The sequence below is a fragment of the Bradyrhizobium sp. 23 genome (assembly GCF_023073295.1).
GTDB classification, from domain to species: domain Bacteria; phylum Pseudomonadota; class Alphaproteobacteria; order Rhizobiales; family Xanthobacteraceae; genus Bradyrhizobium; species Bradyrhizobium canariense_D.
The window spans coordinates 149538-162247 of the sequence record NZ_JADPJF010000151.1; the positions used below are offsets into that span (position 1 = coordinate 149538).

8 protein-coding genes and 1 pseudogene are annotated in these 12710 nt (G+C 64.8%); 5 read left to right on the forward strand and 4 right to left on the reverse strand.

Features of this window, described 5'->3' with window-relative positions; all coding sequences use genetic code 11:
• Nucleotides 1–98 precede the first annotated feature (98 nt).
• Nucleotides 99–1307, forward strand: a complete 1209-nt coding sequence (locus IVB32_RS37830) for an MFS transporter (RefSeq protein ID WP_018455979.1) — start codon at nucleotides 99–101, stop codon at nucleotides 1305–1307.
• A 187-nt stretch (nucleotides 1308–1494) separates the two neighbouring features.
• Here IVB32_RS37830 and IVB32_RS37835 read toward each other — a convergent pair whose 3' ends face one another.
• On the reverse strand, nucleotides 1495–2865 hold the full coding sequence (locus IVB32_RS37835) for an MFS transporter (RefSeq protein WP_247295946.1): 1371 nt from the start codon (nucleotides 2863–2865) through the stop codon (nucleotides 1495–1497).
• Nucleotides 2866–3010: 145 nt separating this feature from the next.
• Here IVB32_RS37835 and IVB32_RS37840 point away from each other — a divergent pair, with 145 nt between their 5' ends.
• From IVB32_RS37840 to IVB32_RS37855, 4 genes are read left to right on the forward strand one after another with little or no spacing between them, the layout of a single operon-like run.
• Nucleotides 3011–3664, forward strand: a complete 654-nt coding sequence (locus tag IVB32_RS37840; RefSeq protein ID WP_018455977.1) for an ABC transporter ATP-binding protein — start codon at nucleotides 3011–3013, stop codon at nucleotides 3662–3664.
• Nucleotides 3661–6123 (forward strand): ABC transporter permease, encoded by a 2463-nt coding sequence (locus IVB32_RS37845; protein ID WP_247370500.1) that lies wholly within the window; start codon nucleotides 3661–3663, stop codon nucleotides 6121–6123. Before IVB32_RS37840 ends, IVB32_RS37845 begins: the two co-directional genes overlap by 4 nt.
• Nucleotides 6113–7195, forward strand: coding sequence for a lipocalin-like domain-containing protein (locus IVB32_RS37850; protein ID WP_247370503.1), 1083 nt, complete (start codon nucleotides 6113–6115; stop codon nucleotides 7193–7195). Before IVB32_RS37845 ends, IVB32_RS37850 begins: the two co-directional genes overlap by 11 nt.
• A gap of 27 nt (nucleotides 7196–7222) precedes the next feature.
• Nucleotides 7223–7609, forward strand: coding sequence for an MAPEG family protein (locus IVB32_RS37855; RefSeq protein WP_018455974.1), 387 nt, complete (start codon nucleotides 7223–7225; stop codon nucleotides 7607–7609).
• 161 nt (nucleotides 7610–7770) lie between these two features.
• Here IVB32_RS37855 and IVB32_RS37860 read toward each other — a convergent pair whose 3' ends face one another.
• The 3 genes and pseudogenes from IVB32_RS37860 to IVB32_RS37870 all read right to left on the reverse strand — a co-directional run.
• A complete protein-coding gene (locus IVB32_RS37860) occupies nucleotides 7771–8964 on the reverse strand; it encodes an ABC transporter substrate-binding protein (protein ID WP_026233063.1) in 1194 nt (397 codons plus the stop codon).
• Between the two features lie 305 nt (nucleotides 8965–9269).
• Nucleotides 9270–12434 (reverse strand): multidrug efflux RND transporter permease subunit, encoded by a 3165-nt coding sequence (locus IVB32_RS37865; protein ID WP_247370510.1) that lies wholly within the window; start codon nucleotides 12432–12434, stop codon nucleotides 9270–9272.
• Nucleotides 12431–12710, reverse strand: a pseudogene (locus IVB32_RS37870) (efflux transporter periplasmic adaptor subunit); the annotation flags it as partial. The gene IVB32_RS37865 and the pseudogene IVB32_RS37870, both read right to left, overlap by 4 nt.

Below are 12710 nucleotides of genomic sequence, written 5' to 3' on the forward strand. Positions count from 1 at the left end.
TCCTGCCCCGCGCTACTGCCATGCGCCTGCGTTCATGGACAAATAACCGCTCTGCCCGATAGTTTGCGCGTCTCCAAAGGACGTGAAACGGAACTGCAATGGTCGACGTTCTCGCCGCACCGCAGCAAGGCAAGGCGGACAGCGCGCTACGCACGCTGACGGGAATTTCGATCGCGCATTGGGTCAGCCATTTTCATCTGCTGGTCCTGCCGATGCTGTTTCCCTTCCTCAAAAATCAACTCGGCGTCGGCTACGTCGAGCTCGGCTTCGCGCTGACCGTGTCGGCCGTGGTGTCGGGGCTGACGCAGGCGCCGACCGGCTATCTCGTCGACCATTTTGGCGCGCGAAAGATTTTGCTGGGCGGCCTCACCCTCGGCGGCCTCGCGCTGATCCTGCTTGGCCTGCATCTCAGCTACACCTCGCTGATCGCCTGCGCCGTGCTGCTCGGGCTCGCCAACAGCGTCTACCATCCCGCCGATTACGCCATCCTCGCCGAGCACATGGACGAAGCGCGGATGGGCCGCGCCTTCTCGATCCATACCTTTGCCGGCTATTTCGGCGGCGCGGTGGCGCCGGCGATCGTCGCCGCGATGGTCATCGTGTCAGGCGGTGTCGGTGCGCTGATCGCATCGGGCGTGATCGGCGTTCTGGTCGCGGTGTTGCTGGTGACCATGAACATTCCCGATGCCGGCGCGCACAAGACCAAGCCAGGCACCGAGAACGCACCCAAACAGGCCGTGATCACGCCGGCGCTGATCACGCTGACGGCACTGTTCATGCTGCTCAGCCTGTCGGTCGCCGGCATCAACAATTTCGGCGTGGTGGCGCTGATGAGTGGCTATGGCGTGACCTATTCCGCGGCCAATGTCGCGCTCACCGCCTTCCTCGGTGCAAGCGCCGCCGGCGTGCTCGCGGGCGGCTTTCTTGCCGACCACACCGAGCGCCACGGCTATGTCGCCGCCGCCTGCTTCGCCGCGAACGCGGCGATCGTGCTGCTGATCGCGCTGGTCACGCTGCCGGGCTGGGCGCTGACCGCCACGATGGCGGCCGCGGGATTCCTCTCCGGCGTGATCGCGCCTTCGCGCGACATGCTGGTGCGCAATGCAGCACCTCCCGGCGCGGCGGGGCGCGCCTTCGGCATCGTCTCCACCGGCTTCAATCTCGGCGGCATCGTCAGCCCGCTGTTGTTCGGCTGGATTATGGACCAGAGCGCGCCGCATTGGGTGTTCGGCGCATCCGTGATCTTCATGGTCGCGACGGTGGTGCTGTCGCCGTTCACGGAGCGGAAGCGGCAAATCGCGGCTTGAGCAACAAACTCAATTGTCGTCCCGGCCTAGTGCGCAATTGCGCATAGGGGCCGGGGGTCCATAACCACGAATCGGAGTTGTGGCGCAAAGCTGCCAACTCCAAGTCTTCGCCAAACTAAAAATCGTGGTTATGGATCCCGGCCTTCGCCGGGATGACAGTTGTGATTGGGTTGGCTGAAGTGGCCCCTTACGTCGGCGACACCGCGCTATTCAGCGGCGCTGCCTGCGGAGCAGCTCCACCGGTCAGCCTGGCCTTTTCCGTGTTGGGCCAGAGCAGGAGCAGCCCGAGCGCACCGGAGCCGACCATGATCGCGGCGTTGATGGTGAAGCCGGTCATGTAGCCGTCGAGCATGCTGCCGGCGCGCTGGATTACGCTGCCCATCACGAGCGGCGCGATGATGCCGGAAAGCGTATAGAGCGCACCGTAGATCGCGAGAACCGCGCCGCGCTGCGACGTCGGCGTGAACTCGCCGAGCATGGGCGGGCAGACGACGTAGATCGCGCCGCACAGGCCGGAGCCGACCACGAGCAGGGCGATCTGGAGGCCGGCACCTTGGACGTGCGGCATCATCGCGAGGATCAGGCCGCCGACGATCAGCGGCACAGAGCCGAGCACGCCGCGGGAGATCCGCGACGTGTAGCCGCGTGCCAGCATCACCTGCGAGATCCAGCCCGTGAGAATGACGATGGTCGCCCCGAACACCCAGGGCAGGATCGAGACGAAGCCCGCCTGAGACTGCGAGAAGCCGAGGCCCTTGACGATGAAGGGCGTGAACCAGGTGAGCCCGAGCGACAGCGCCCAATAGGCGCCGAAGGTCGCGGTCACACAGCCGATGAAAGTGCGCGATGTCAGAAGCTGGAGATAGGGTATTTTCGGTTCGATCACGGCCGATGCGTGGGTGTCCAGCGGGCCTTCCTTGCCGAGTGCGAGCCAGGCGGCGACCCAGATCAGGCCGACGATTCCAAGCGCACCGAACGCATAGTGCCAGGAATGATTGACGATGATCCAGTTCAGCGCCGGGACCGCCAGGATCACGCCAAAGGCCGAACCTTGCGACAGGATTGCGGTCGGCATCGTGCGCTTCTCGTCGGGGAACCATTTGTAGACTGCGTGCATCGCCACCGAGGCCGCCGGGCCTTCGCCGGCGCCGAGCACGATGCGGCAGATCAGGAGTGTGGTGAAAGAGACGGTGCCGACCATCGGAAACTGCGTCAGCGCCCAGATCACCGCGAGCGTCAACAGCACCCAGCGGGTCGGTACCTTGTTGACGATGAAGCCCACCACGATCGCCGAGATCGAGAACAGGAAGAAGAACGACGAGCCGAGCAAACCGAACTGCTCGGGCTCGAGCTTCAGCTCGGTCATGATCGGAACGCCCGCGAGACCGACGACGATCTTGTCGGCGAAGTTCACCAGCATGAAAAGAAACAGGAGAAATGTAACGGTCCAGGCGCCCTTTGGCGTTTGCTTTTGCGTTTGCTTTTGCGTTTCCTTCGACGTTTCCTTGGACATCCCCGTCATCTTGCCCGCCGCGGGCTGCGTTGCCTGAGCGCTCATCGTTCTCCCCGTCGTCCCTTTTTGGCACTTTTTTGATGTGGTCCTCTTAGGAGCTAACAACGGCTTCAATACCAACGCAACCCGGCATTTCCGCAGCAAGTGTGCTACGCAGCAATTCCGCTAATTCCGTCCGGCGCCATTCATCGTGCTGAGCATCCGAAACCTCTCCAAGACGTTCTCTTCGGCCGGTGAGCCGGTCCATGTCCTGCGCGGCGTTGATCTCGATCTCAAGGCCGGCGAACGCGTCGCACTGACCGGCGAGTCCGGCAGCGGCAAGAGCACACTGCTGCACCTGATCGCAGGGCTCGATGCCGCCGATGGCGGCACGATCCGACTGGAAGACACGGAGGTCACCAAATTGTCCGATGCGGGACGCGCGGGCCTGCGGCGCGACCGGATCGGCCTGGTGTTTCAACAATACAATCTGATCCCGAGTCTGTCGGTCGGGGATAATCTGGTGTTTCAGGCACGGATCGCCGGCCGGTACGACGAGGCTTGGTACAAGGAGCTGATCGAGCGTCTCGGGCTTGGCGGCCTGCTCAAGCGTTATCCAGAACAATTGTCGGGCGGACAGCAGCAACGGGTCGCGATTGGCCGGGCCCTGGCGACGAAGCCGTCGTTGCTGCTAGCGGACGAGCCGACCGGCAATCTCGACGAGGCCACCGCCGAGGACGTGCTGGCCTTGACGCGCGACCTCGTCACGCGCACCGGCTGCGGCTTTCTGATGGTGACGCACAGCCTGCATCTGGCCGCCGCACTCGATCGCCACGTCAACCTGCATGCCGGGCGGATCGCATGAGGCGCGCGCTCTGGGTCCTCGCCGTGCTGCTCAGCCATTGGCGGCGCCACAAGATGCAGTTCGCGACGCTCCTGATCGGGCTGATCGCGGCGACTGCGCTGTGGAGCGGCGTGCAGGCGATCAACCAGCAGGCCCGCAGCGCCTATGACCGCGCCGCGGCAACCTTCGGCGGCGCGCGCACGCCGATGCTGGTCGCGCCTGATGCCGCGACTTTTCCGCAGGAGCTGTTCGTCAAGCTGCGCCGCGCCGGCTGGCCGGTCTCGCCGATGCTGGAGGGACGGGTCCAGGTCAACGGGCGCTCGGTCCGGCTGCTCGGCATCGAGCCGGTGACGCTGCCGGTCGATGTCGGCAACGCACCGCGCCTCGGCGCCGCCGATCTGAGCAGCTTCGTGGCGCCGCCGGGCCAGACGCTGGTGGCAAAGGAAACGTTGACCGACTTGCAGGAGCGGGAAGGCGCAGCGCCGCCGATCAGCAACGGCGCAATACTGCCGCCGCTGCGCGTGCTGCCGCAGCTCGTGCCCGACGTCCTCGTGGTCGATATCGGCGTGGCGCAGCGGCTGCTGAACAAGCCGGACCAGATCTCGCGGCTTCTGATCGGCAAGCCCAAGGGCAAGCCCGCGCCCTTAGCGAGCGTCGTCGGCGACCGCTTACAGCGGGTTGAGCCGGATGCGGAGACCGAGCTGGAGCGCCTCACCGACAGCTTTCATCTCAACCTCACTGCGTTCGGCCTGCTGTCGTTCTTCGTCGGTCTTTTCATCGTCAATTCAGCCGTCGGTCTCGCCTTCGAGCAGCGGCTGCCGATGCTGCGCACGCTGCGGGCCTGCGGTGCCTCGGCCCGACTGGTCAACACCGTGCTGGTGGTCGAGCTCGTGGCGCTGTCGCTGATCGCAGGCCTGATCGGGCTTGCCTGCGGCTATTTCATTGCGGCCGCGCTCTTGCCCGACGTCGCAGCATCCCTGCGAGGGCTCTACGGCGCGCAAATCCCGGGGCAGCTCAGCTTGCGTCCCGAATGGTGGCTCGCCGGGATCGGCATCAGCATTGTGGGCGCGCTGGTGGCCGCGGCGACCAGCCTGATCAAGGCTGTCAGGATGCCGGTGCTGGCGACCGCGCAGCCGCGCGCCTGGCAACAGCGGCAGAGCCGTTGGCTGATCCTGCAGAGCGGGGCTGCCTGCGCCGTGTTCGCCGTCGCGCTGTTGCTGCTCCAGTACGGGCAATCGCTGATCGCGGGCTTTGGCGTGCTGGCAGCGCTGATGCTCGGCGCCGCGTTGATCCTGCCGGCCTTCCTCGACATCATCCTGCGGACCGGGCAGCGTTTGGCGCGGAGGCCGCTTGCGCTGTGGTTCTGGGCGGACAGTCGGCAGCAGCTCTCGGGTTTGTCGCTGGCGCTGATGGCGCTGCTGCTCGCGCTCGCCGTCAATGTCGGGGTGTCCACCATGGTGGGAACGTTCAGCCGCACCTTCATCGGCTGGCTCAACGGGCGGCTCGCAGCCGACGTCTACATCAGCGCCTCCGACAACGCCAAAGGTGTCGCGCTCCGCAACTGGCTGAAGGAGCGCAGCGATGTCCAGGCGATCCTGTCGGGCGGACGCGCCGAGGCGCAGGTGCAGGGCCAGCCGGTGGAACTGCTCGGCCTGCCCGATCACGCGCTCTATCGCGAGCGCTGGCCGCTGCTCGAAGCCGCACCCCGTGCCTGGACACAACTCATACCCGGCAATGCCGCTTTCATCAGCGAGCAGCTGAGCCGCCGCCTCAACGTCCGCGTCGGCGACGTCGTAGACGTCCCGGCGCCGGGCGGGACCTGGGAGCTCGACATCGTCGGCATCTATGCCGACTACGGCAACCCCAAGGGACAGCTGGCGGTGAATGTCGCGGCGCTGATCCGGCATTTTCCGCAGACGCCGCAGACGCGCATCGGTCTCATCGTCGCGAAGGAGAATATCCCCGGTCTGATCGCGGCGCTGCAGAAGCAGTTTGCGCTGGACGACCGCAGCGTCGCCGACCAGGCGACGGTGAAGGCGGAGTCGATCCGGATCTTCAACCGCACCTTTGCGGTGACTTCGGCACTGAACGCGTTCACGCTCGGCGTCGCCGGGATCGCGCTTCTGACCAGCCTTCTCACGTTGGCGAACTCCCGCCTGCCGCAGCTCGCGCCGCTCTGGGCGATCGGCATCACGCGGCCGCGCCTTGCCGCGATCGAATTGACCAAGACGCTGTCGGTCGCGCTGTTCACCTCGCTCCTGGCCGTGCCGCTCGGGCTGCTGGTGGCGTGGTGCCTGATCGCGATCGTGAACGTGAAGGCGTTCGGCTGGCGGCTGCCGTTCCATGTGTTTCCGCTGCAACTGGTCGAACTGGTCGCGATCGCGCTGTTCGCCTCGTTGCTTGCCGCGCTGCCGCCGATGATCCGACTGGCCCGGATGCAGCCGGCGGGCCTCGTCAAGGTGTTTGCCAATGAGCGCTGACAGGATCTCCCGGCGCACCTTCGCGGGCGGGATCGCCGCGCTCGCGGCTGTCAGCCGCGCGGGCGCGCAAGGTTATGCCGGGCTCGGCGAAACGGCCGACGGCTTTGCGAAGGTCACACCGGGGAAGACGTTCGCCTTTCCCGGCGATCACGGGCCGCATCCGGAGTTTCGCATCGAGTGGTGGTATCTCACGGCGAATCTCGTCGATGGCAGCGGCGCGGCTTGCGGCCTGCAATGGACGCTGTTCCGGCAGGCGACGCAGCCGGGGCCGCAGGGCGAAGGCTGGGCCAATCAACAGGTGTGGATGGCGCATGCCGCGGTAACGCGCGCCGACACCCACCGCTTCAACGAGCTGTTTTCCCGCGGTGGTGTGGGACAGGCCGGAGTCACGGCGAAACCGTTCTCGGCCTGGATCGACGATTGGGAGATGAACGGATCCGAGCGCACCGAAGATCGCGCTTTAGCGCCGCTGACGCTGAAGGCCTCGGGCGCCGACTTCAGTTACGTGCTGACGCTCGAGGCCGATCGTCCGGTGGTGTTGCAGGGCGCCGGCGGCTACAGCCGTAAATCGGAGCGCGGTCAGGCCTCCTATTATTACAGCCAGCCGTTCTATCGCGCCCGCGGCACGCTCACCATCGACGATAGGACGGTCGATGTTTCCGGCCAGGCCTGGATGGACCGCGAATGGAGCAGCCAGCCACTCGATGCCGACCAGACCGGCTGGGACTGGCTGTCGCTGCACCTGTCATCCGGTGACAAGCTGATGCTGTACCGGCTCCGGCAGAAGGACGGCAAAGATTATCCGTTCGGCAACTGGATCAGCGCGATGGGCGAGACGCAGATGATCGCGGGCGACGACATCCAGATGATGCCGAAAGCGACGGCTGAGGTCGCGGGACACAAGCTCCCGGTGGAATGGCAGATCGCGATCCCCTCGCGGTCGTTCTCGATCCAGTGCAAGCCGCTCAATCCACAGGCGTGGATGGGGACCGGTTTTTCCTATTGGGAAGGGCCGATCAGCTTTGCCGGTACGCATGACGGCGTTGGCTATCTCGAGCTGACCGGGTATTGAACCGGGACCTCTTCGAAGGGACTAGCGATGCATCACCTCACCGCCCTCGTCACGCTGCTGGCGATCCTGTTCTACTTCTTCACCTCCATCAACGTGTCGCGCTCGCGCACCAAAACCGGCGTCAAGGTGCCGGCAATGTCGGGCCATCCGGATTTCGAGCGCGCGTTCCGGATCCAGATGAACACGCTGGAATGGATGCCGATCTTCCTGCCGTCGCTCTGGCTTTTCGCGATTTACATCAGCGATTCCGGCGCAGCGGCGATCGGCGCGGTCTGGATCGTCGGCCGCATCGTTTACTTCATCGGCTATTCGAAGGCCGCCGCAAAACGCGGCCCGGGATTTTTTATTCAGGGTATCGCGGCCATTGCGCTGTGGGCGGGGGCGCTGGGGGCGGCGGTGCTGCGACTGGTGTGAGGCAGCCGACATACGGCCACTTGCCCCGCCGTCGTCCTGGCGGAGGCCTGGACCCATAACCACAGGACACGGTTATGGGCACGATGGCGGCGACAGCTTGTTTCAACAAGCGGCTGTCGGGGTAATGGGTCCTGGCTTTCGCCAGGACGACATAGAGATCCTCACTTCGTCAGCGGGCAGCCGCTCTCCTTGGCAGTGAAGAACGCCTTCTCGCCGGGAACGACCGCGAGCTGCTTGTAATAGTCCCAGGGCTTCTTCGATTCCGCGGGCTTCTTGACCTCGAACAGATACATGTCGTGGACCATGCGGCCGTTCTCGAGCACCTTGCCGCCTTGCGCGAAGTCGTCGTCGACCGGCAGCTCCTTCAGCTTCTTGGCGACCGCATCCGGATCCTTGGACCCGGCGGCCTTGACCGCCTTGAGATAGCTCAGCGTCGCCGAATAGGTGCCGGCCTGGATCATGTTCGGCATCCGGCCGGTGCGCTTGAGAAAGCGTTCGCCGAGATGGCGCGTGCGGTCGTTGATATCCCAGTAATAGCCCTCGGTCAGCACCAGGCCTTGCGCGGCCTGCAAGCCGAGGCCGTTCACTTCGGCGAGCGTCATCAAGAGGCCCGCGAGCTTCTGGCCACCGGAGACGATGCCGAACTCGGACGCCTGCTTGATCGAATTGGTGGTGTCGAGGCCGGCATTGGCAAGGCCGACGATCTTCGCCTTCGAGCTCTGCGCCTGGAGCAGGAAGGAGGAGAAGTCCGAGGAGTTGAGCGGCACGCGCACCGAACCGAGCACCTTGCCGCCATTGGCGGTGACGATCTCGCTGGTGTCCTTCTCCAGCGCGTAGCCGAAGGCGTAGTCCGCGGTGAGGAAGAACCAGCTGTCGCCGCCGGCCTTGGTCAGCGAGCCGCCGGTGCCGACACCGAGCGCGCGGGTGTCATAAGCCCAGTGGAAGCCATAGGGCTGGCAGGCATCGCCGGTGAGGCGCGAGGTCGCAGCGCCGACGACGATGTCGATCTTCTTCTTTTCCTTGGAAAGCTCGTGGATCGCGAGCGCGACCGATGAGGTCGTCAGCTCCGTGATCATGTCGACGTTCTCGACATCGTACCAGCGGCGCGCGATCGAGGTCGCGAGATCCGGCTTGTTCTGGTGGTCGGCGGTGACGAGCTCCACCTTCTGGCCCAGCACCTCGCCGCCGAAATCCTCGATCGCCATCCGGGCGGCCTCGACCGACCATTTGCCGCCGTAATCGGCGTAGACGCCGGACTGGTCGTTGAGGATGCCGATCTTGACGCCTTGCGCAGAGGCCGGCGCGGCCAGCAGCAAAGCCGAAATTGCGACAGCGGCCAAAAGTGCTGATTTCATCTGTTAGCTCCCAGCAGTTTTCTGTTTGAAATCGCGCGGATACTAGTGAAGAACCCCGGCGGTGCCCATCCATTGCATGTTGGTCGTTAGTATGAAGGGCGTGCCAAGCAAACGGCGTCGTCCCGGCCTAGTGCGCAATTGCGCACGGGGGCCGGGACCCATACCGCGGAATCCCTCGGTTGCGGTCGGTAGGAGTACCGAACGACGAATCTTCACTAAACCACGTTCGAGGGTTATGGGTCCCGGCCTTCGCCGGGACGACAGCGTGAATATTGAAGGGTCGGTGGCGCGCCATTTGATACTTATCAGCCCACCGCCTTCGGCTTCCCCTCGTTCTTCCCCTCGGCCAGGTTCCGCACCACCACATAGAAGATCGGCGTGAACAGAAGCCCAAACAGGGTGACACCGATCATGCCGAAGAACACGGCGACGCCGACGGCTTGCCGCATCTCCGAGCCCGAGCCGGACGAGATCACCAGCGGCAAGACGCCGAGGATGAAGGCGAAGGACGTCATCAGGATCGGCCGCAGGCGCAGGCGGCAGGCGTCGATCACGGCCTCCAGCCGCGGCTTGCCTTCTTTCTCGATGTCGCGCGCGAACTCGACGATCAGGATCGCGTTCTTTGCCGCCAGCCCCACCAGCACGACGAAACCGATCTGGGTGAGGATGTTGACGTCCTGCCCCATGATGCGCACGCCGATGGTGGCCGCCAACAGGCACATCGGCACGATCAGGATCACCGCGAACGGCAGGGTCCAGCTGCCATATTGCGCAGCGAGCACCAGATAGACGAACAGCACGCAGATCGGGAATACGTAGAGACCCGCATTGCCGCCCGTGATCTGCTGGTAGGACAGATCGGTCCACTCGAAGCTGAAGCCGCTCGGGAGGGTGTCGTCGGCGAGCTTCTTGATCGCGTTGAGCGCGGTGGTCGAGCTGGTGCCCGGCGCCGGCTCGCCCTGCAGCTCGGAGGCCGCGTAAAGATTGTAGCGCGCGACGCGGTCAGGGCCGGAAACGTCCTTGAACTCGACCACGCTGCCGAGCATCACCATGTCGCCGGAGGCGTTGCGCGTGCGCAACCGCGAGAGATCGCTCGGCTCTTTCCGGAACGGGAAGTCGGCCTGCGCGGTGACGTGGTAGGTGCGGCCGAACAGGTTGAAGTCGTTGACATAGGTCGATCCGAAATAGGTCTGGATCGTGTCGTTGATGCCGGCGATGGGAACGCCGAGCTTCTGCGCCTTGGTGCGGTCGATGTCGACGAAGAGCTGCGGCGTATTGGCCGAGAACGGCGAGAACACGGAGGGAGCGAGCAGCGAGGGCGATTTGCGCGCCGCGGCGACAAGCTCGTCAGTAGCCGCGGCGAGCATCTCCGGCCCACGGCCCTGGCGGTCCTGGATGCGGATGGTGAAGCCGCCACCGGTGCCGATGCCGGGCACGGCCGGCGGCGGAATCACGATGATGAAGGCACCCTGAATCGCGGCCAGGCGTTTGCGCAGCTCGACCGTGATGGCGTTCGCAGACAATCCTTTCTTGATCCGCGCCTCGGGCTCGTCGAACACTGGGAAGAGCGCCGCCGCGTTGCCGGCCTGCGTCCGCGTCGCGCCGGAGAAGCCGGCGAAAGCGGCCACGCGGATGATACCCGGCGTATCCAGCGCGATCCGCTCGATCTCGCGCACGACCTCGGTGGTGCGCGCCAGCGAAGCGGCGCCCGGCAATTGCACGGAGATGATGACGTAGCCGCGGTCCTGCGCCGGAATAAAGCCTTGCGACGTGGTGGCGATCAGCCAGCCGGCGCTGCCGATCAGCACGACGTAGATCAGGATCATCACCGCCGAATGCCGGATCACGAAATTGGCGAGGCCGGCGTAGCCATGCGCGAGACGGTCGAACACGCGGTTAAACACGCCAGTGAAAGCGTTCCAGCCGCGTGCAACAAGATTCCAGCGCGCGGGCGGCCGTTTCTCCTCGTTGGGGACGAGGAGAAGCGAGGCCAGCGCCGGCGATAGCGTCAACGAGCAGAAGCAGGAGATTGCGGTCGCGACCGCAATGGTGACGGCGAATTGCTGGAAGAACTGACCCGAAATTCCGCCCAGAAATGCGGTCGGGACGAACACCGCGCACAGCACCAGCGCGATCGACACCAATGCGCCGCCGACCTCCTCCATGGTCTTCAGCGCGGCATCGCGCCGGCTCATGCCATGCTCGAGATGCCGCTCGACATTCTCGACCACCACGATGGCGTCGTCGACCACGATACCGACGGCGAGAACGAGCCCGAACAGCGTGAGATTGTTGATCGAGAAGCCGAGCGCCGCCATCACCGCGAAGGTGCCGACCAGCGAAACCGGAATCGCGATGATCGGAATGATCGCGGGACGCCATCCCTGCAGGAACACCAGCACGACGACGACCACGAGCAACATGGCCTCGTAGATGGTCTTGATCAGCTCGTGGACGGACTGCGCGATGAACTCGGTCGGGTTGTAGCCGATATTGAAGTCGAGGCCTTTCGGAAAGGTCTCCTTCAGCTTCGTCATGGTGTCCGAAATGTTCTTCGCGGTCGCGAGCGCGTTCGATCCCGGCCGCTGCGTCACCAGCATGGCGACCGCCGATTTGCGCAGCAGGAAGCTGTTGGTGGAGTAGGCGAGAGCACCAAGCTCGATACGGGCGACGTCGCGCAGGCGCACCGTGCGGCCGTCGGAGCCGGCCTTGATCAGGATGTCCTCGAACTGCTTCTGGTCTTTCAATCGCCCGGTGAAGGTGAGGTTCGGCTGGAAGGCGCGGTCGGCGATCGGCGGTTCGGCGATCTGGCCGCCCGCGATCTGCACGTTCTGCGCGCGGATCGCGGCGAGCACCTCGGTTGCGGTCAGGCCGAGATTGGCGATCCGGTCAGGATCGAGCCATAGCCGCATCGAATAATCGCGCGCGCCGAAGATCTGGATGTCGCCGACGCCGTCGATCCGCAGCAGCTGATCGCGGACCTGGAGCAGCGCATAGTTGGAGATGTAGAGCTGGTCGAACGTGTCGTCGGGCGACAGCATGAACACGACCATCAGGATGTCGGGCGAGTTCTTGCGCGTGGTGACGCCGTTGCGCTGAACCTCTTCAGGCAAACGCGGCTGCGCGATCGCAACGCGGTTCTGCACCAGCACCTGGGCTTTGTCGAGATCGGTGCCGAGCTTGAAAGTGACGGTGATGGTGAGCTGGCCGTTCGAGGTCGCCTGGCTGTAGAGATACAGCATGTCCTCGACGCCGTTGATCTCCTGCTCGATGGGTGCGGCAACCGTGTCGGACACGGTCTGCGCGGAGGCGCCGGGATATTGCGTGGTGACGACGACGGTCGGCGGCACCACTTGCGGATATTCGGAGACCGGCAGCGTGGTATAGGCCAGCGCGCCGACGATCAGCAGCACGATCGACAGCACCATCGCCAGGATGGGCTGGTTGATGGAGAGACGGCCAAGATTCATGATTTGCCACCGGCGGGCGCTGGTGCCGTCTGCGGTGCGACCTTGGCACCGACGCGGGCGCGCTGGATGCCGTTGACGATGACGCGGTCGTCCGCCTTCAATCCCTCGCGGATCACGCGCAGGCCCTCGTCGAGCGGTCCGAGCGTCACGGGACGCGCCTCGACGGTGTCGTCCGGCTTGACCACGAACACGATCTTGCGGGACTGGTCAGTTGCGACCGCAACGTCGGGGATCAGCAGCGCTTCATAGGGCGCGCTGCCGATCAGTCTGATACGC